Source organism: Azospirillum sp. (assembly GCF_035628975.1).
Classification (GTDB): Bacteria; Pseudomonadota; Alphaproteobacteria; order Azospirillales; family Azospirillaceae; genus Azospirillum.
The window spans coordinates 122,213-142,000 of record NZ_DASPIS010000049.1; the positions used below are offsets into that span (position 1 = coordinate 122,213).

The 19,788-nt window shown below is 67.5% G+C and carries 18 protein-coding genes; 7 read left to right on the top strand and 11 right to left on the bottom strand.

The window, feature by feature from the left end:
- The first annotated feature begins 101 nt into the window (after positions 1-101).
- Positions 102-671: a DedA family protein gene (locus VD964_RS11195; protein ID WP_414637129.1), complete on the top strand. Its 570-nt coding sequence runs from the start codon at positions 102-104 to the stop codon at positions 669-671.
- Between the two features lie 97 nt (positions 672-768).
- Here VD964_RS11195 and purL read toward each other — a convergent pair whose 3' ends face one another.
- The 8 genes from purL to VD964_RS11235 all read right to left on the bottom strand — a co-directional run bounded on the left by purL (position 769) and on the right by VD964_RS11235 (position 10,743).
- Positions 769-2,994: a phosphoribosylformylglycinamidine synthase subunit PurL gene (gene purL, locus VD964_RS11200; RefSeq protein WP_324868568.1), complete on the bottom strand. Its 2,226-nt coding sequence runs from the start codon at positions 2,992-2,994 to the stop codon at positions 769-771.
- Positions 2,991-3,680, bottom strand: coding sequence for a phosphoribosylformylglycinamidine synthase subunit PurQ (gene purQ, locus VD964_RS11205; protein WP_014248546.1), 690 nt, complete (start codon positions 3,678-3,680; stop codon positions 2,991-2,993). The genes purL and purQ overlap by 4 nt, the downstream gene beginning before the upstream one ends.
- Positions 3,681-3,792: 112 nt before the next feature.
- Entirely contained in the window at positions 3,793-5,019 is a 1,227-nt protein-coding gene (locus VD964_RS11210) for an ammonium transporter (protein ID WP_324868570.1), read from the bottom strand.
- 210 nt (positions 5,020-5,229) lie between these two features.
- A complete protein-coding gene (locus VD964_RS11215; protein ID WP_324868572.1) occupies positions 5,230-6,600 on the bottom strand; it encodes a TldD/PmbA family protein in 1,371 nt (456 codons plus the stop codon).
- A gap of 157 nt (positions 6,601-6,757) precedes the next feature.
- A complete protein-coding gene (glyS, locus tag VD964_RS11220; protein WP_324868575.1) occupies positions 6,758-8,845 on the bottom strand; it encodes a glycine--tRNA ligase subunit beta in 2,088 nt (695 codons plus the stop codon).
- Positions 8,846-8,849: 4 nt separating this feature from the next.
- Positions 8,850-9,761, bottom strand: coding sequence for a glycine--tRNA ligase subunit alpha (locus tag VD964_RS11225; protein ID WP_324868577.1), 912 nt, complete (start codon positions 9,759-9,761; stop codon positions 8,850-8,852).
- Positions 9,762-9,893: 132 nt separating this feature from the next.
- Positions 9,894-10,172 carry a hypothetical protein gene (locus VD964_RS11230; protein ID WP_324868675.1) on the bottom strand — a complete coding sequence of 93 codons (279 nt, stop codon included), beginning with the start codon at positions 10,170-10,172 and terminating at the stop codon, positions 9,894-9,896.
- A 121-nt stretch (positions 10,173-10,293) separates the two neighbouring features.
- Positions 10,294-10,743, bottom strand: coding sequence for a hypothetical protein (locus tag VD964_RS11235; RefSeq protein WP_324868579.1), 450 nt, complete (start codon positions 10,741-10,743; stop codon positions 10,294-10,296).
- 301 nt (positions 10,744-11,044) lie between these two features.
- Here VD964_RS11235 and VD964_RS11240 point away from each other — a divergent pair, with 301 nt between their 5' ends.
- Positions 11,045-11,647 carry a GNAT family N-acetyltransferase gene (locus tag VD964_RS11240; RefSeq protein ID WP_324868581.1) on the top strand — a complete coding sequence of 201 codons (603 nt, stop codon included), beginning with the start codon at positions 11,045-11,047 and terminating at the stop codon, positions 11,645-11,647.
- Positions 11,648-12,016: 369 nt separating this feature from the next.
- On the opposite strand, the gene VD964_RS11245 is transcribed toward VD964_RS11240, so the two are convergent.
- Positions 12,017-12,310, bottom strand: a complete 294-nt coding sequence (locus VD964_RS11245; protein WP_324868583.1) for a hypothetical protein — start codon at positions 12,308-12,310, stop codon at positions 12,017-12,019.
- 145 nt (positions 12,311-12,455) lie between these two features.
- Between VD964_RS11245 and VD964_RS11250 the strand changes: the two genes are divergently transcribed.
- From VD964_RS11250 to moeB, 5 genes are all read left to right on the top strand, one after another.
- A complete protein-coding gene (locus VD964_RS11250; protein WP_324868585.1) occupies positions 12,456-13,253 on the top strand; it encodes a hypothetical protein in 798 nt (265 codons plus the stop codon).
- Positions 13,254-13,372: 119 nt separating this feature from the next.
- Entirely contained in the window at positions 13,373-14,689 is a 1,317-nt protein-coding gene (locus VD964_RS11255; protein WP_324868588.1) for a YcaO-like family protein, read from the top strand.
- Positions 14,686-16,110, top strand: coding sequence for a TfuA-like protein (locus tag VD964_RS11260; RefSeq protein ID WP_324868590.1), 1,425 nt, complete (start codon positions 14,686-14,688; stop codon positions 16,108-16,110). Before VD964_RS11255 ends, VD964_RS11260 begins: the two co-directional genes overlap by 4 nt.
- On the top strand, positions 16,107-16,391 hold the full coding sequence (locus VD964_RS11265; RefSeq protein WP_324868592.1) for a MoaD/ThiS family protein: 285 nt from the start codon (positions 16,107-16,109) through the stop codon (positions 16,389-16,391). Before VD964_RS11260 ends, VD964_RS11265 begins: the two co-directional genes overlap by 4 nt.
- Positions 16,392-16,404: 13 nt before the next feature.
- Positions 16,405-17,562, top strand: a complete 1,158-nt coding sequence (gene moeB / locus VD964_RS11270; protein ID WP_324868594.1) for a molybdopterin-synthase adenylyltransferase MoeB — start codon at positions 16,405-16,407, stop codon at positions 17,560-17,562.
- Between the two features lie 54 nt (positions 17,563-17,616).
- Here the strand turns inward: moeB and VD964_RS11275 are convergent, their stop codons facing one another.
- Both VD964_RS11275 and VD964_RS11280 read right to left on the bottom strand, forming a co-directional pair.
- Complete coding sequence (locus VD964_RS11275; protein WP_149222195.1) at positions 17,617-18,012, bottom strand: response regulator; 396 nt, start codon at positions 18,010-18,012, stop codon at positions 17,617-17,619.
- Positions 18,009-19,730: a PAS-domain containing protein gene (locus VD964_RS11280; protein ID WP_324868597.1), complete on the bottom strand. Its 1,722-nt coding sequence runs from the start codon at positions 19,728-19,730 to the stop codon at positions 18,009-18,011. The genes VD964_RS11275 and VD964_RS11280 overlap by 4 nt, the downstream gene beginning before the upstream one ends.
- Positions 19,731-19,788 lie beyond the last annotated feature (58 nt).

Sequence of the window (19,788 nt, forward strand, 5' to 3'; positions counted from 1 at the left end):
TACATGCCGCATCGCACAATAAAGCGGCCGTCTGACGTCATCGGGCCCGCCGAACCCACAAGCGACGTCTCCCGGAGGGGGCTTTGGACTGGATTACTTGGTTGCAGGAATGGGGGAACGCCTTTTACCCGCTGGCCTTTGTCTGGGCCTTTTTTGAAGGTGAAACATTTGTAATCTTCGGCGGGATGGGTGCAAAGCTCGGGATCATCAATCTATACTGGTTGGTTGGCACCGTCTGGATCGGCAGCTTCATGGGCGATCAGGTCTGGTTCTGGCTCGGCCGCCGCTGGGGCAACAGGGCGCTCGCGCGCTTTCCCTCGGCCGAGGTGCATGCCAGCCGGGTGCTGCGCTGGCTTGAGAAATACGGCGTCGCCTTCATCCTGGTCTTCCGCTTTCTCTACGGCGTGCGGAACATCGCGTCGGTCGCCATCGGCACCTCGCGCATGCCGTGGTCCCGCTTCCTGTTCTGGAACTTCATCGCCGCCGGTATCTGGGCCTGGAGCTTCGCCGGTGCGGGCTACCTGTTCGGCGAAGCCGCTGCCGCCATCGGCGAGGACGGCCCGAAGATCCTGGTGCTGTCCGCTCTGGCCATCGGCGGCCTGTGGCTAACCATCAAGAGCATTCTGTGGGTCCGCCGCCGGGCGCTGGCCGCGACCAATCCGGCGGAGTGAGGCGCCTGACCTGAGAAGGTTGGGAGGCGTCCTCCGGTCCTAAAAAGGCACACGAATCAAAAGGGGCCGCTTCATCCGAAGCAGCCCCTTTTTTGTCTTACAGCTCGGCCGCCATGTAGGTCGGCAGCCAGCTTTCGTTGGCATCGCGCAGGCGCTTCAGCGACACGATGTCGCCGCCGCGACCCGACAGCGCCGTGCCGCGGGTTTCGCCCAGCACGGTGACCGGGACGCCAGCCGCCTTCGCCTTCTCCTGCACCGACGCGGCGACGTCCGCATGGACGGCCAGGACGTAGCGGCCCTGGTCCTCGCCGAACAGCACGCGCGGGCTGGCACCGTCGAAGGCGGTCAGATAGGCGCCGACACCGCCGGCCAACGCCATCTCGGCGATGGTGACGATCAGGCCGCCATCGGCCACGTCATGGCTCGACACCACCAGACCTTCGCGGATCAGGCCACGGACGAAGTCGCCGTTGCGGCGCTCCACCGCCAGATCGACCGGCGGGGGAGCCCCCTCCTCGCGGCCGAGGATCTCGCGCAGGAAGATCGACTGGCCGATGTGGCCTTTCGTGTCGCCCACCGCGAGGATCACGTCGCCCTCACCTCGGAAGGCGATGCCGACCGCGATCATCGCGTCCGGCATGATGCCGACGCCGCCGATGGCCGGGGTCGGCAGGATGGCCTCGCCGTTCGTCTCGTTGTAGAGCGAGACGTTGCCCGACACGACCGGGAAGTCCAGCGCCTTGCAGGCCTCGCCGATGCCCTGAACGGCGCCGACGAACTGGCCCATGATCCGCGGCTTCTCGGGGTTGCCGAAGTTCATGTTGTCGGTGATGGCGAGCGGCAGGGCGCCCACCGCCGACAGGTTGCGCCACGCCTCGGCCACGGCCTGCTTGCCGCCCTCGACCGGGTCGGCCAGGCAGTAGCGCGGGGTGCAGTCGGTGGTGATGGCGACCGCCTTGGTCTGGCCCGGCACGCGGACGACCGCGGCGTCGGCCTGACCCGACATGAAGCGGGTGTCGCCGCCGACGAGGCTGTCATACTGCTCCCAAATCCAGCGCTTGGAAGCGAGGTCGGGGCAGCCGAACAGCTTGGTCAGGGTGTCGCCGAGATCGGCGGAATAACCGGCCAGCGCGCTGTCGTCGACATCCGAAGCCTTCGGCGTCGGCTCCCACGGGCGGCTGTACTCCGGCGCGGCGTTGGACACCGGGGCAATCGGCATGTCGCACCAGGTCTCGCCATACATCTTGATGACGAGGTTGCCGGTGTCGGTCAGGTGGCCGATGACGGCGAAGTCCAGCTCCCACTTGTCGAAGATGGCCTTCGCCACCTCCTCGCGGCCGGGCTTCAGGATGATCAGCATGCGCTCCTGGCTTTCGGAGAGCATGATCTCATAGGGCGTCATCGCCTGTTCGCGCATCGGCAGAGTGTCGAGCGTCAGCTCGATGCCCAGACCGCCCTTGCCGGCCATCTCGACCGAGGAAGAGGTCAGGCCGGCGGCGCCCATGTCCTGGATGGCGACGATGGCGTCCGTCTCCATCAGCTCCAGGCAGGCTTCGATCAGCAGCTTTTCGGTGAAGGGGTCGCCGACCTGCACGGTCGGGCGCTTCTCCTCCGAATCCTCGGTGAACTCGGCCGACGCCATGGTGGCGCCATGGATGCCGTCGCGGCCGGTCTTCGATCCCACATAGACGACCGGATTGCCGATGCCGGCGGCGGCCGAATAGAAGATCTTGTCGGTCTTGGCGACACCCACGGTCATGGCGTTGACCAGGATGTTGCCGTTGAAGGCCGGGTGGAAGTTGGTCTCGCCGCCCACGGTCGGCACGCCGACGCAGTTGCCGTAATGGGCGATGCCGGCGACCACGCCCGACACCAGATGGCGGGTCTTGGAATGGTCGGGCGAGCCGAAACGCAGCGCGTTCATGTTGGCGATGGGTCGGGCGCCCATGGTGAACACGTCGCGCAGGATACCGCCGACGCCCGTCGCCGCGCCCTGGAAGGGCTCGATGTAGGACGGGTGGTTGTGGCTTTCCATCTTGAAGATGACGGCGTCGCCGTCGCCGATGTCGACCACGCCGGCATTCTCGCCGGGGCCGCAGATCACCTGCGGGCCGGTGGTCGGCAGCGTCTTCAGCCACACCTTGGACGACTTGTAGGAGCAGTGCTCCGACCACATGACCGAAATGATGCCCAGTTCGGTGAAGGTCGGGGTGCGGCCCAGGATGTCCAGGGCGTTCCGGTATTCCTCGGCGGACAGGCCGAACTCCTTGGCGAGCTCGACGGTGACCGGACGCTCCTGCGCCTTGGTAGCTTCAGCGCTCACGACAGGGCCTCCACCAGACCTTCGAACATGGGCTTGCCGTCGGTGTTGCCGTGCAGGGCCTCCACCGCGTCCTCGGGATGCGGCATCAGGCCCAGCACGGTGCGCTTGGCGTTGAAGATGCCGGCGATGTCCGTGACCGAACCGTTGGGATTGCCGCGCGGATCGGCGCGGGTCTCGTCGGCGATGTAGCGGAAGGCCACCTGGCCCTCGCCGTCCAGACGCTTCACCGTTTCGGCGTCGGTCCAATAGTTGCCGTCGCCATGGGCGATCGGGTAACGGACGACCTGACCCTTGGCGTATTTCGCCGTGAAGGGGCTGTCGGTGTTCTCCACCCGCAGATGCTGGACGCGGCAAATGAACTTCAGACCGCCGTTGCGCATCAGCGCGCCGGGCAGCAGACCGGCCTCGGTGATGATCTGGAAGCCGTTGCAGATGCCGAGCACCCGCACGCCCTGATCGGCCCGCGCCTTCACCTCGCGCATGATCGGCGAATGCGCCGCCATGGCGCCGGAGCGCAGGTAATCGCCATAGGAGAAGCCGCCGGGCACGACGATCAGGTCGACCTTGGGCAGTTCGGTGTCGCGGTGCCAGACCAGATGCGGCTTGGTCCCGCTGACGGCCTCCAGCGCGGCGACGGCGTCGCGTTCGCGGTTGGAGCCGGGGAAAACGACGATGGCGGCCTTCATGGGGCGGTCAAAATCCGGCGTCGTGAGGGGGAGGAGTTCGCGCCGGACACTAAAGCCGCCGCCCCGGCAAAGCAAGAGTTGGCCAAGGGGCGGCGGCGTTGTGCGGGGCGCATTACATGCCCGGCGCGTCCTCTTCCGGATACGCGGTGATGTGGTGCAACGACAGGTCGGCGCCCTTGTACTCCTGTTCGGGGTCGAGGCGGATGCCGACGGTAACGCGCAGCAGGCCGTAGACCGCCAGACCGGCGGCGAATCCGAAGCCGGCGCCGCCCAACGTGCCGACGATCTGGCTGAGGATCGACACCCCGCCCAGGCCGCCCAGCGCCTCCTGCCCGAAGACGCCGGCCAGCAGGCCGCCGGTCAGGCCGCACAGGCCATGCAGCGGCCAGACGCCCAGCACGTCGTCGATCTTCCAGTCGATCTGGCACTTGTTGAAGGCCCAGACGAACAGCAGGCCGGCGACGCCGCCGGTGATCAGCGCCCCCAGCGGGTGCATGACGTCGGAGCCGGCGCAGACCGCAACCAGACCGGCCAGCGCGCCGTTGTGGACGAAGCCGGGGTCGGTGCGGCTGATGACCAGCGAGGTGACGATGCCGCCGACCATCGCCATCAGCGAGTTCAGGGCAACAAGCCCGCTCACGCCGTCCAGGACCTGCGCGCTCATCACGTTGAAGCCGAACCAGCCCACGCACAGCACCCAGGCGCCCAGCGCCAGGAAGGGGATGTTCGACGGCGGGATGGCGACCAGCGACCCGTTGGCACGGTAGCGGCCACGGCGGTTGCCCAGGTTCAGCACGGCGCCCAGCGCCACCCAGCCGCCGAAGGCATGCACCACCACCGATCCGGCGAAATCATGGAATGGCTGGCCGAAGGTGGCGGCCAGCCAGCTTTGCAGGCCGAAGCGGGTGCCCCACACCGTGCCTTCCATCAGCGGATAGAACAGGGCGATCAGCGCCAGGGTGGCGCCGGCCTGCGGCCAGAAGCGGGCACGCTCGGCGATGCCGCCCGACACGATGGCCGGCACCGCGGCGGCGAAGGTCGCCAGGAAGAAGAACTTCACGAGGTCATAGCCATAGGCCGCGAAGCCGCCGCTGCCCTTGCCGACCAGCGTGTGGGCGTCGGTGAAGAAGTCGATGCCGTACGCGACGGTGTAGCCGATGAAGAAATAGGCGATGGTCGACATGGCGAAGTCCGACAGGATCTTCACCAGCGCATTGACCTGATTCTTGCGCCGGACCGTCCCGACCTCCAGCAGGGCGAAGCCACAGTGCATGGCCAGCACCATCACCGCGCCCATCAGCACGAAAAGAACGTCGCCACCCGTCTTTGCCGCATCCATTTGCACAAGCCTTCAGCAAATAGCCTAAAAAAGCGGCAAATTGCTAACAGATCAGGCAAATACGCGCAAGGGCCTAGCTGACGTTTGGCTAGGCAGCGTGGCGGAAATGCAGCACAAAAAGCGGGCGAACCCGCTTTGGGTTGCCCGCTGTCTGCGCAAGAACGATGCCAAGTGATGAAGAGGCGGGCGGAGACACCCTCCGCCGGCCGATTACATGCCGGCGATGGTCATGCCGTCGATGCGCACGGTCGGCGCATCCATGCCGAAGCGCAGTTCCAGATCGTCGGCGGCTTCCATGTTCAGGAACATGTCCTTGAGGTTGCCGGCGATGGTGATCTCGTTGACCGGATAGGCGAGCTGGCCGTTCTCGATCCAGAAGCCGCCGGCGCCGCGGCTGTAGTCGCCGGTGACGCCGTTGACGCCCATGCCCATCAGGTCGGTGAGGTAGAAGCCGTCCTTGATCTCCGCCAGGATATCGGCGCGGCTGCGCTTGCCGGCCGCCATATAGACGTTGGCCGGGGCCGGGCCGGGCGGGCCGGAGGTGCCGCGCGCGGCGTGGCCGGTGGTCTGCAGGCCGAGCTGCCGGGCGGAGCGCAGGTCGAGCAGCCAGGTGGTCAGCACGCCGTCCTCGATCAGCGTGCGGCGCTTCACCTCGACACCCTCGGCATCGAAGGGGCGGGAGCGCAGGCCGCGCTTCACATGCGGATCGTCGACGATGGTGATGGAGGGGGCAAAGATTTGCTGCCCCATCTTGTCCTTCAGGAAGCTGGTGCCGCGGGCGATGCTGGGGCCGCTGATGGCGCCGGTCAGGTGGCCGAGCAGGCCGCGCGACACCCGCGGGTCGAACACCACCGGCACCTTGCAGCTCTTGACCCGGCGCGGGTTCAGGCGGCGGACCGCGCGCTCGCCGGCCTCGCGGCCGATCTCGGCGGCATCGCGCAGGTCGGCGCCATAGACCTTGCTGTCGTAATCATAGTCGCGCTCCATCCCCGTCCCGGTCCCGACGATGACGGAGGCCGACAGCGACTGGCGCGACACGCCGTAGGTGCCGGCGAAGCCGTTGGACGCGGCGATGGCGATGGTCGAGCGGCTCCAGCCGGCATCTGCGCCTTCGGAATTGGTGACGCCTTGAACCGCCAGCGCTGCCTCTTCGGCGATGCGGGCGCGTTCGATCAGCGTTTCCGAGGACGGTTCCTCACTGTCGCAGATGTCGAGGTCGGGCCAGCTGCGGGCCAGCTGTTCGGGATCGGCGATGCCGGCGAATCCGTCCTCCGGTACGACGCGGGCCATGGCGATGGCGCGCTCCACCAACTCGTCCAGCGCCTTGGTGCTGCGGTCGGTGGAAGAGACGATGGCCTGCCGCTTGCCGACGAACACCCGAAGGCCGAGATCGCCGGATTCGGACCGCTCCAGCTTTTCGGTCTTGCCCAGCCGCTGGGCGAGGGACACGGACGCGCTGTCGAACAGCACGGCGTCGGCGGCATCCGCCCCGGCAGCGCGCGCCTTGGCGATCAGGTCGTCCAGCAGGTTCAGGACCCCGGACGGATCCGTCCGGTGCTGGTCGTTCGGCGAAACGGTCATCAGGCTCTCCGGTTGGTCTCCTGTCTGTCTAGCAAATGGGAGGGCAACGCGGAACGGGGAAGAGGTTAAATGGCCGCCCGCCTGTATCGGCGGTCATGCGATGGGTGCGTTTGGTGGATCAGGGCGCGGGGAGGGGGCGCGAACGCCCCCTCCGGACTCAGCCCTCGATCTTCGAGAAGTCGGCGACCGTGTTCAGGGTCGTGCGGATCTGCGTCAGCAGGCGCAGGCGGTTGGCGCGCAGGTCCTTGTCCTCCGCGTTGACCGTCACCTTGTCGAAGAAGGCATCCCCCGGGCCGCGCAGCTTCGCCAGCGCCGCCATGGTGCCGGTGAAGTCCTCCGCGTCCAGCAGCGGCTTGGCGGTGGCCGAGGCCTCGTTCAGCGCGGCGAACAGCGCCTTTTCCTCGTCCTGGGCCAGACGGGCGGCATCGACCGGCTGGTCGAAACTCGCACCGTCCTTCTTCTCCTCGATGCGGACGATGTTGGAGGCGCGCTTGTAGGCCGCCAGCAGATTGGCGCCCTCGTCGGAGCCGACGAAGGTCTGCAGAGCCTTCACGCGGGCCAGCAGCCGCACCAGATCGTCCTCGCCGCCGAGCGCGAATACCGCATCGACCAGATCATGGCGCACACCCTGCTCGCGCAGCACCACCTTCAGGCGGTCGGCGAAGAAGGACATCAGATCGCCGCCGACACTGCCGGCCGGGGCGAAGCCGCTGACCTTGTAGGCGCCATGGGCGGCCGCGAAAACCTCCGACAGCTTCACCCGCAGCCCGTTCTCCAGCACCAGCCGGATCACGCCCAGCGCGGCACGGCGCAGAGCGTAGGGGTCCTTCGAGCCAGTGGGCTTCTCGTCGATGGCGAAGAAGCCGACCAGCGTGTCGATCTTGTCGGCCAGCGCCACCGCCACCGAAACCGGCGCGGTCGGGCAGCTGTCGGACGGACCCAGCGGCTTGTAATGGTCGGCGATGGCGTTGGCGACGTCGGCGCTCTCGCCCTGGCCCAGCGCATAGTAGCGGCCCATGATCCCCTGGACCTCGGGGAACTCGCCGACCACCTCGGTCACCAGATCGGCCTTGCAGAGCAGGGCGGCACGGCTGGCGGCGTCGCTGTCGGCGCCGATGGCGCGGGCGATCTCGGCGGCCAGCAGTTGCACGCGCGTGACCTTCTCGGCCACCGTGCCCAGCTTGGCGTGGAAGGTGATCTTCTCCAGCGCCGGAACGCGGGCTTCCAGCTTGGTCTTGCGGTCCTGGTCCCAGAAGAACTTGGCGTCGGACAGGCGGGCGCGCAGCACGCGCTCGTTGCCGGCGACCACGGCCTTGCCGCCGTCCAGCGTCTCGGTGTTGGCCACGACGACGAAGCGCGGGGCCATCTTGCCCTCGGCGTCCAGCACGGCGAAATACTTCTGGTGGGTGCGCATGGAGGTGATGAGAACCTCCGACGGCACGTCCATGAAGCTCTCGTCGATGCTGCCCATCAGCACGACCGGCCATTCGACGAGGCCGGCGACCTCCTCCAGCAGCGCGTCGTCGGGCGACAGGGTCAGGCCCTGTGCGGCGGCCAGCGCCTCGGCATCGGCCTTGATCTTGGCCTTGCGCTCCTCGCGGTTGAGCACGACCTTGGCGGCGCGCAGCTTCTCCTTGTAATCGGCGAAGCTTTCCACCGTGAAGGCGTCGGGCGCCAGGAAGCGGTGGCCGCGGGTGCCGTTGCCGAAGGCGATGCGGCCCTGGGTGCCGCCGATGTCATAGCCGCCGTCGAGCACGCGCCCGCCGAACAGGGCGATGATCGAGTGCAGCGGACGGACCCAGCGCACGGTGCCGGTGCCCCAGCGCATCGATTTCGGCCAGGGCAGTTCGGCCATGGCGGCGGGGATGATCTCCGCCAGCACCTCGGCGGTCTCGCGGCCCTTCTTTTCGGTCACCGCGAAATAGAACACGCCCTTACCGGTGTCGCGCTGCTCGCACTGGTCGAGGCTGTCGAGGCCGGCCGACTTCAGGAAGCCGGCGACCGCCTGCTCCGGCGATCCGACGCGCGGACCCTTCTTCTCCTCGCGCACGTCGGCGGTGCGCTCGGCCAAACCATCGACCACCAGCGCCAGACGGCGCGGGGTGGAGTGGGCTTCGGCCTTGGTGAAGGTCAGGCCGTTCGCCGCCAGCTTGTCGGTGACGAGGCGCTTCAGGTCGTCGGCGGCCCGCGCCTGCATGCGGGCGGGGATTTCTTCGGAGAAGAATTCGATCAGGAGTTCGGTCATGGGATTACTTCGCCCCCGTCCAGGCTTCGCAGCAGGCCTTGGCCAGCGCGCGCACGCGGCCGATATAGGCGGCGCGCTCGACAACGCTGATCACGCCGCGGGCGTCCAGCAGGTTGAACAGATGCGACGCCTTGATGCACTGGTCATAGGCGGGCAGCGCGAGGTTCTGCGCGACCAGCGCCTGGCACTCGGCCTCGGCGTCCTTGAAATGCTGGAGCAGCATGTCGGTATTGGCGAACTCGAAATTGTGCTTCGAGTATTCGACCTCGGCGCGCTTGAACACGTCGCCGTACTTCACGCGATCCTTCTCTTCCTTGGCGCCGTTGAAGTCCAGGTCGTAGACGTTCTCGACGCCCTGCACATACATGGCGAGGCGCTCCAGCCCATAGGTCAGCTCGACCGCGACGGGGTCGCATTCGATGCCGCCGACCTGCTGGAAATAGGTGTACTGCGTCACTTCCATGCCGTCGCACCACACTTCCCAGCCCAGGCCCCAGGCGCCCAGCGTCGGGCTTTCCCAGTCGTCCTCGACGAAGCGGATGTCGTGCAGCGCCGGGTCGATGCCGATGGCGCGCAGGCTTTCCAGGTACAGCTCCTGCGCGTTGGCCGGCGAGGGCTTCATGATGACCTGGTACTGGTAATAGTGCTGCAGGCGGTTGGGGTTCTCGCCATAGCGGCCGTCCTTCGGCCGGCGCGACGGCTGGACATAGGCCGCCTTCCAGGGATCGGGACCCAACGCGCGCAGCGTGGTCGCGGGGTGGAAGGTGCCGGCGCCGACCTCCATGTCGTAGGGCTGCAGGATGACGCAACCCTGCTCCGACCAGAACTGGTGGAGCTTGAGGATCAGGGCCTGGAACGACAGGCCGCGGCGGTCGGCGGAATTCCCGCCGTCGGAAGTCCCGATCTGGGAGGCCATGGACGGTCCACAATAGAAATGTTGAAAACGCGCCGCACGATAGGCGGGCGCCACCGTCAAATCAAGCCGCAGCGCGGCGGATCGCGGCGCGCCGGCCTCATGTCGGGGAAGAGGAGAGAGTGCAGTGCGCCGTCAGCGGCCGTAGGGGCAGGCCGGGCGGCCGCAGGACACGGCGGAGCGCGGGGCGACGTAGGCGCCGCATTCCGGGCATTTCTCCATGTCCTCTGCTTCCGCGGCGGCGGAAGTCCGGGCTTCGCGCGGCGACGGACCGGCGGCCGCATCGCGGCGGCCATCCGTCCGGCGGGGAGTGGTGCGGGCGCGGCCGATCGCCTGGACACGGTTGATCCAGCGCCAGCCGAACCACACGACGCCGATCACCAGCGCAAGGAGGAGAATCTTGGACAAGGACATCATCGCCGGCAACCCGTCTGCTCTTGCGCGCATTCAGCCCGCGGCCGACGGGAAGTCAAGGGAATAGGAGAAGGGAAGGGCCGCCGTCCCCGATGGGGCGGCGACCCGTCGGGCACGCCGCTTACTTCGCGGCGACGGCCGGGCGCCAGTTGTAGACCGGCGTGATGCCGTAGGTGCGGGTCATGTCGGCCTGACGCAGGCTGCGCACCAGAACCTCCGCACCGCTGGCGACGCGGACATCGGTGCCCAGCAGGCCGCAATCCTCCGGCAGGATGTTGACGCACTGGGTGGCATCGACACGGCTCAGGACGATGTCGAAGGGCAGGCCGTTGCGGGCATAGACGCCGAGCAGGCCGGGACCGGAGGTCGCCGTGCGCAGGGTGACCACGCCGGCCGGCAGCGCGCGGTCGCTGGCCGCGGTCGGGCGCTGGTTGTGGCTGTCGTCCCAAACGGGCTGGCCCGAGGAATCCAGCTTGGACTGGGCCGCGGCACCGCCGCCGAAGCCGGCGACGGCCAGGGTTGCGCCGCTCACCGCCGCCAGGGCCAGGATCGCCATCCGAAACCGCAACATCGTTGTGCTCCGTACTTGTCTCTGTTCTTTTTGTCCGCCCGGGCACAAGGAAGCGACCGGGTATCGCACCATTATATGGGATGCGATACGCGCCGTCGCCTTAGCCCAGAAAGCCTAGGGTGTTCGGTTAAGGTCGCGCTGCGCAAGGGTGGTGCCGACAGTTCGCTCTGGACGCAGGTTTGATGCTTGTGAATGATATTTCTTCTAGCCGTTGACGGAATTGTTGTCGCCAACATGTTTCGGTTGTGAATGATTTGCCCATATCTTTTTCGCGGGCGATTTTTGAGAGGGTGTTCGCGGCATGGCTGCGCTTTTTGCTGAGGGTCTGGTCGGTGGGATGAAGGCCTCCATGGATGAACCGATGCTGGAAACCGCTCGTCTGATCCTGCGGCCGACCCGGGCTGAGGATTTCGATGGCTGGGCGATGATGATGGCCGATCCGGAGGCGACCGAGTTCATCGGCGGCCTGCAGTCGCGCCCCGTTGCTTGGCGCGGCTTCCTGTCGATGGCCGGCGCCTGGTCGATCCAGGGCTTCGCCATGTTCTCCGTCATCGAGAAGGAGACCGGCCGCTGGGTCGGCCGAGTCGGGCCGTGGGTGCCGGATGGCTGGCCGGGGCCGGAGGTCGGCTGGGCGATCATGCGGGACTGCTGGGGACGCGGCTATGCGGTCGAGAGTGCCGTCGCGGCCATCGACTGGGTGTTCGACCATCTCGGCTGGACCGAGGTCATCCATACCATCCATCCCCGCAACACAGCGTCGCAGGCGGTTGCGCGCAGGCTGGGGGCGGAGGTGCGCGGAACCACCCTGCTGCCCGAACCGGTCAACCCGCCCGAGGCTGACGTCTGGCACCAGACGCGCGAAGAATGGCGGGCGCGGCGGCGGGCAGCCGCACTGGCCGGCTGAGACCGCTTTTCCGTCCGAGTCGCGGCCACTCTTTCCCGGTGTCATTCATACGTGTGCGTTTCAGGCGGAAGCATCGCTCCTGATGACGATCGTGGACTACGATCGGGGCGCTGCTCTGCCTGCTTTTCGCCATTCTGCCGTCTTATGGCCGGGCCAAGCCTGTAACGGACGTTAAATTTCGATGTCAGGCACAGATTCTTATGTGTTTTCACTAGAATTTTTGCGGATTGCCTATGCTATTGGTTTAGCCGTTGCATTCCATTCGCAGCAATCCTATTGGCTGACCGATTGCAGGAGGGGCCCGTAAATGGCCAAGGAACAGGCACTCGCCCTCATAAAGCGCCTCGCCACCGACGGCGAATTCCGTAATCAGCTGAACGCCCTCGATATTCCGGGCAAACAGGCGCTTCTGGCGCAGAGCGGGTTTGGCGGCGTCCTTCCCGACCATGTCCGCAGTGCCGCTGCCGACGCCTTCAATTCCTTGACCGGCAAAGAGAGCGGCTTGGACAGCGACGTGGCGGTCGAATCGATCGCGACGGCTGCTTCCGCTTCGGCCACTTCGGCCTCCGCCACCTCCGCTTCGGCCACTTCGGCGTCCGCGACCTCCGCCTCCGCTACTTCGGCTTCGGCTACCTCCGCGTCCGCCACGTCTGCTTCCGCCACGTCTGCTTCCGCCACCTCGGCTTCGGCTACCTCCGCGTCGGCGTCTCCGGCACCCGCTTTCTCGGCCTCTGCGCAGTCCGCGTCGGCGACTTCGGCGTCCGCGACCTCCGCGGCAGCGCAGTCCGCGTCTGCGGTTCCGACCCCGGTGGCCTTCTCCGCCGTGGCTGCTCCCGCCTCGGCCTTCTCCGCCGCCGCACAGTCGGCGTCCGCTGTCCCCGCCCCGGCGTTCTCGGCGGTGGCTGCCCCGGCTTCGGCCTTCTCGGCTGCGGCACAGTCGGCCTCTGCCGTTCCGGCTCCGGCCTTCTCCGCGGTTGCTGCCCCGGCGTCCGCCTTCTCGGCTGCGGCACAGTCGGCCTCTGCCGTTCCGGCTCCGGCTTTCTCGGCCGTCGCCGCTCCGGCATCCGCCTTCTCGGCTGCGGCGCAGTCGGCGTCCGCTGTCCCCGCTCCGGCTTTCTCGGCGGTTGCTGCTCCGGCATCTGCCTTCTCCGCCGCTGCGCAGTCGGCGTCCGCTGTCCCCGCCCCGGCATTCTCGGCGGTGGCTGCCCCGGCTTCGGCCTTCTCGGCTGCGGCACAGTCCGCGTCCGCTGTTCCGGCCCCTGCCTTCTCGGCGGTGGCTGCTCCGGCGTCCGCCTTCTCGGCCGCCGCACAGTCGGCGTCCGCGGTTCCGGCTCCGGCTTTCTCGGCCGTCGCCGCTCCGGCATCCGCCTTCTCGGCTGCGGCGCAGTCGGCCTCTGCCGTTCCGGCTCCGGCCTTCTCTGCGGTCGCCGCTCCGGCGTCTGCTCACTCCGCGTCGGCGATGTCGGCTTCGGCGACTTCCGCGTCGGCCACCTCCGCTGCTGCGCAGTCCGCTTCGGCGACCTCCGCCGCGGCCGGTCCGGGGGCGTCGGCCTCCGCCTCGCAGGGGCCTGCAGCGGCGAGCGACGATCCCACGACCGAGGCGTGATAGGATCAAGGCCGGCCTTTCCTTTGGGAGACGGCCGGCCCCCTTTGCCTTCCCGCACTCTGCGGGACTGTAATCCATCCTCCCCGAACCGGCCGGAGCCGCGAGTCCTGACCCATCCCATGGCTGACAGCGCATCGCCCGACACCGTCTATCCGGAGTTTCCCGGCATCCGCCTGGGCGACACCGTCCACCGCGCCGCCAAGCGCTTCTTCCTCGGCACCCACCGCACGGCGACGCCGGAAGAGACGCTGGCCCGCATATCGCCCCATTTCGCCCGTTGCGGCATCACCCGGCTGGCCGATGTGACCGGGCTGGACCGCCTGGGCATCCACACGGTCATTGGGCACCGGCCGAACAGTCCGACCCTGTCGGGCAGTGCCGGCAAGGGCTTCAGCCTCGCCGCCGCGACCGTCTCCGCCGCGATGGAGGCGATCGAGTTCCACCATGCCGAGCATCTGCGCCTGCCCCATGTCGAGGCGGCGTGGAACGACCTGCCGGCCGATGGACGCATCCCGCTGGACCGGCTGCCGGGGACCAAGCACGGGGCCTTCCGTTCCGACCGGCCGGAAATCTGGACCTGGGGCTGGGATCTGATGAGCGGCCGTCCGGTCGCCGCACCCTGGACATCGGTCGGGCTGCACAGCATGCCGCCGGGCACCAAGCCGGGCGCGCGCAGCTTCTACGCCATGGGCACCAACGGGCTGGCCAGCGGCAACCATATCCTGGAGGCGATCGCCGCCGGCCTCTATGAGGTGATCGAGCGTGATTCCGTCGCCTGCTGGCGCTATGCCGGCGACCGGCTGAACTGGCCGACGCCGCGGGTCGATCTGGCCAGCATCGACGCGCCGTCCGTGCGCGACCTGCTGCACCGTTTCGATCTGGCCGGCATCCGCCCTTTGCTGTTCGACGTCACCACGGACATGGGCGTGCCGAGCTACATGGCCATCGTCTATGACCGCGAATTGCGCAAGACCGGCATGAACCGCGGTTACGGCAGCCATCTGGAGCCGGCGGTCGCCATGTGCCGCGCCCTGACCGAGGCGGTGCAGTCGCGGCTGGTCCTGATCGCCGGTTCGCGCGACGATTTCTTCCGCCGCGATCTGGTCCGCAACCAGAATGCCGACGGCAGTGCCGAGATCGCGGCGCTGGAAGCGACGCCGATCAACACCGACGGCCGCCGCCACCTGAACCATGCCACCCCGACCTTCGAAGGCGACATCACCATCCTGCTGACCGTGCTGCGCCGTGCCGGGATCGAGCAGGCGTTGGTCTTCGACCTGACCCTGCCGGAAATCGGCATTCCGGTGGTGCGCGTTCTGGTGCCGGGGCTGGAAGGCTACCAGTTCGACTTCTACACTCCGGGGGCCCGGCCGCTGGCTTTCGCGGAGGCGTTGAAAGCGCATGCATCTCAGGCGCAAGTGGGATCGGTCGCATGAAGATCTGTGTGTTCCTGGGGCCCACCATGCCGGTGGAGGATGCCCGCGCCATCCTGCCGGGCGCGGTCTTTCTGCCGCCGGCGGCGCAGGCCGACATCATCAGCGCCATGACCATCCACCGGCCGGACGTGATCGCCCTGATCGACGGGGTGTTCGGCCAGTCGCTGTCGGTCTGGCACAAGGAAATCCTCTATGCCCTGCACAAGGGCGTGGCGGTCTACGGCGCGTCCAGCATGGGCGCCTTGCGGGCGGCCGAATGCCATCCCTTCGGCATGGTGCCGGTCGGCGAGGTGGCCCGCGGCTATGTCGACGGCCGGCTGACCGGCGACGACGAGGTGGCTTTGGCCCATGCCGGGCCGGAGGACGGCTGGTTCCCGCTGTCGGAGCCGCTGGTGAACCTGCGCGCCGGCATGGCCGCGGCGCTGGCCGCCGGTGCGGTGGACCGGAGCCTGCACGACCGGGTGATCGCCGCCGCGAAGGCGCTATATTTCACCGAACGGACCCGCGACCGCATCTTCGCCGAAGCCGGGCTGAGCCGGGAGGAGACGGACCGGCTGGAGCGTTTCCTGGAAACCGGTGCGATCGACCAGAAGCGCCGCGATGCGGAGATTCTGCTGGGCCATCTCGCCAGCCTGATCACGCCGCCGCGGCCGGCGCCTTTCGACTTCAACGCATCCCATTACTTCGACGTGCTGTACGAGCGCGACCGGCGGGTCTGCCATGGCGGCAACACCGTGCCTCTGTCGGAGATCGCGTCCCACGCAGCCCTGCACCGGCCGGACTTCGCCGAGATCAACAATGCCGCACTCGGCCGCCTGCTGATCCGCCAGTTCGCCGAGGTCATGGGCGTCACGGTGGACGAGGCGACGGTGCGGACGGAAACCCAGCGTTTCTGCGCCATGCGCGGCATCAATGGGGCGGAGGCGCTGGCCGACTGGTGCCGCCGCAACGACCTGACCGATGCCGAGTTCTCGGAACTGATGACCGAACTGGCCATCGAACGGGCAATGCGGCTCTGGCTGATCCCACGCCGTTTCCTGGCCCGCACGACCAAGCCGGTGCTGAACGAGTTGCGGCTGCGCGGGCTCTATGAGTCCACCGCCGAGGAGGCGGCGCTGGTCGACCGGGTGATGGAGCTGCATTTCGGCGACGCCAGCCGCCAGCCCAAGGAAACGGTGGAGCAGCTGTTGGCTGAACATGTCGCCGGCACCGCCTGCCGGGTTGATGCGCCGGCCGACGTCTGGTCCTATGAATATGGCTTCAAGGACCTGCTGGACCTGCGCATCGACCTGATGCGGGCCAAGCAGGTGCGCGACCTGTTCCGCCAGTTGGCGGTGGAGGCGGAGGCGGCGCTGGCCCAGGCGGTGCCGCAGGAGCACTTGCCGGAACAGCCCGTGCCGGAAGAGGAGATGCAGACGTGACGACCGCAGAAGTGACCATCCGCGTGCCGACTCCGTTGCGCGGCTTCGTCGGCGGGCGCGATCAGGTGACGGTACCGGGCGCCACGGTGCGCGAGGCGCTGTCGGCGCTGACCGCCGGGCAGGACGTCTTCCGCGACCGGCTGTTCACCGCCGAAGGCGAGCTGCGCCGCTTCGTGAACGTCTATCTCGGCCGTGACGACGTGCGGCGGCTGGGCGGACTGGAAGCGGCCTTGCCGGCCGGCGCCACCCTGACCCTGATGGTCGCCCTGGCGGGCGGTTGAGGAGCGTCTCGTCATGAGCCTGAAGGACCGCCGCCTTGCCGACCTGCGCGCCCGCATCGCGGAAGTGACCGCCGCCGACGCGCTCGCCCTGCAACGGGATGGCGCCCTGCTGGTCGATGTCCGCGAGGACGAGGAGACGGCGACCGGCAGTCCCGCCGGGGCGCTGCGCCTGCCGCGCGGCTTCCTGGAGTTGCGCATCGAAGAGAAGGCGCCCGACCCGGCGCGTCCCGTCCTGCTGATGTGCGCCGGCGGCACCCGGTCGCTGTTCGCGGCGGAGGATTTGCTGCGGCTGGGCTATGAGGATGTGCGGTCGGTCGCTGGCGGTTTCTCCGCCTGGAAGGCCGCAGGTCTGCCGGTGGAGGTGCCGCCGCAGCTCGATGCCGCCCAGCGCGAGCGCTACCGTCGCCACCTGACCATGCCGGAGGTGGGGGAGGCCGGGCAGCACAGGCTGCTGCGCAGCCGCGTCGCGCTGATCGGTGCCGGCGGGCTGGGATCGCCGATCGCGCTCTACCTCGCCGCCGCGGGGGTCGGGCGCCTGACCCTGATCGACGACGACCGGGTGGAGCGCAGCAACCTGCAGCGCCAGATCCTCCATGCCGAAAGCAGGCTGGGCCAGCGCAAGGTTGAAAGCGGCCGGGCCGCGCTGCTCGACCTCAACCCGACCATCGAGGTGGTGTCGCACGACACGAGGCTGGAGGCTGCCAATGTTCTGGACCTGCTGGCCGGCCATGATGTCGTGGTCGACGGGTCCGACAATCTGCCGACGCGCTATCTGGTCAACGACGCCTGCCTGCGGCTGGGCGTACCGAACGTCTATGGCGCGATCTTCCGCTTCGAAGGGCAGGTGTCGGTGTTCGGCGGCGCCTCGCCGGGGCTGCGGCCCTGCTATCGCTGCCTGTTCCCGGAACCGCCGCCGGCCGAATACGCGCCGTCCTGTGCCGAGGCCGGCGTTCTGGGCGTGCTGCCCGGCGTGATCGGCACGATCATGGCGGCCGAGACGATCAAGCTGCTGCTCGGCCTTGGCGAATCGCTCGCCGGCCGCCTGCTGCTCTATGACGGCCTGCGCGGAGAGTTCAACGAGATCGCGGTTCCGGTCGATCCGGACTGCCCGTCCTGCTCGGCGGGCGCGCGGCCGGAGCTGAGCGACATCGCTGCGGTCTGTGCGGGGTGAATGGTGCGGGGGGCGTCCGCCCCCTCTCCCGCCGGGGTAGGCGAGCGCCTGTGTTCAGGCAGCCGTCTTCTGGACGATGACGTTCTGGACCAGCTTCTTCAGCGCGACGAAATCGACCGGCTTGGTCACAAGTTCGGTCGCGCCGATATCCAGCGCCCGGCGCCGGTTCTCGATGTCGCCATAGGCGGTGACCATGATGACCGGTACCTGCGGGGCGTCCGCGCGGAGGCGCTGCAGGAAGTCAAGGCCGCTCATGCCGGGCATATTGATATCGCTCAGGACAAGAACAGCTTCCGGTTGCAGGCCGGTGTTCAAGCTTTCAAGTGCCTCCTCCGCAGAAGAGGCGAAATGAAGGGCCAGTTCTCCACGGCGCAATTCTGCGCGAAAGCGCTGACGGAACAGATCCTCGATATCCGGTTCGTCATCGACGACGAGGATTCCCAGGGTCATGTCTTTCGGCGCTCCCCTAGCGACAATGCCGTCACGGTTCGTGGCAGCGTGATCGTAAACTCGGCATGCTCGTTTTCGATGCTGGATACGTCGAAACGGCCCCTGTGCTGATGTACCACGATGTCATAGCTGAGTGAAAGGCCTAAGCCGGTTCCTTCGCCGGTGGGCTTCGTGGTGAAAAAAGGCGTGAATAGCTTGTCGACCACGGCGGGTGGCATGCCGACGCCATTGTCGTGAATTCTTATGGAAACTTCAGTTCCTCTTGTTTCGGTTGTCACCGTCAGCGTCGGTTCATAAACCATGTCGCCACAGGTCAACTGCCGCTTGCGGACGGCGTAAAAGCTGTTCGTGAACAAATTGACGAGGACACGCGACATATCCTGCGGAACCAGCTTCACCTCACCCACATCCGCGGCGAATCGACGCTCCAGCGTAGCGTTGAAGTTGCGATCCTGGGCGCGCACGGCGTGGTAGGACAGCGACAGAGCCTCCTCCACCAAAGCGTTCAGATCGGTCGTCTGCCATTCGCCGCCGCCGCCGCGCGAATGGGCCAGCATGCTCTTGACGATGTTGTCGGCGCGCCGGCCATGGTCGGCGATCTTGTGCAGGTTGCTCTGCAGGCTGTCGACCAGATCGTCCACGTCGGCGCGGGTCGCGTCGTCCAGATGGTCGTTCAGCGGTTCCAGCAGCGCCAGCATCTCGTCCAGCAGCTCTCCCGACAGTTCGGCGAAGTTGTTGACGAAGTTCAGCGGGTTCTTCAACTCGTGGGCGATGCCCGCGGTGAGCTGGCCGAGCGACGCCATCTTCTCCTGTACGATCAGCTGCTGCTGGGTCTCGCGCAGCTCCTTCAGGATCGCTTCGGCCCGCTCCTTGGCCTCCCGCAATTCATCCTCGATCCGCTTGCGGTCGGTGATGTCGTGCTGGGTGATGACGTAACCGCCGTCCGCGCGCGGGGCGGTGCGGATGTCCAGGATGCGGCCGTTCGTCGGCACCTGGCGTTCGGAATTGATGACGCCCTTGACCAGGAAGCGGGTGCACAGCTCCGCCACCGTCTCCTCGCAGGGGACGTCGCCGTAATCGCCGCGCCGGTGATTGTAATGGAGCGTCTCGGCCACCGGGGTGCCGGGCGGGAACATGCCGGGGGGATAGTCCCACAGCCGGAAATACTCGCTGTTGGCCCCTTCCAGCCGCAGGTCGCGGTCCAGCATCAGCACGCCGTTGGGCATGGCGTCGATGGCGGCCTGCAGCAATTGTCCCTGATGCGGCACCTCGGCATTGGCAGCCTCGGGGCGCATCTGGGTCAGCATCTCCATCACCGCAGGCGCGCCGCCCCAGTCCACCGGCTCCAGCAGCTGGTCGAACCATTGGATGCTGGTGTCGGCGCGGTGGCGCTTGATGCGGCGGGCCAGCGGCTGGGTCGGACCCTGCAGGCAACGGGCATAGGCGTTGCGCTCCGCCAGATGGGCGTCTTCCGGGACCAGCGTCATGACGTCGGGCAGGGCCATCACCTGTTCCGCCGACTCGTAGCCCAGCAGTCGGGCCAGCGTGCCGCTGCAATGGAGGATCACGCCGTCGCGATGGACGATGAGGCCCGGCATCGCGGCGACCAGCTGGTCATGGTAGAGCCGCGCCCGGTCCAGCGAGTGCGCCACCGATTCCTCCGGCGAATAGGACGACAGCGGGGGCAGGGATCGCAGCAGATCGGTCTTGTCGTGCATGGGAAGGATCCCGAAGATGTCGTCCACAGGGCTTCTGCCGCTTACCAGGCAGGATCAG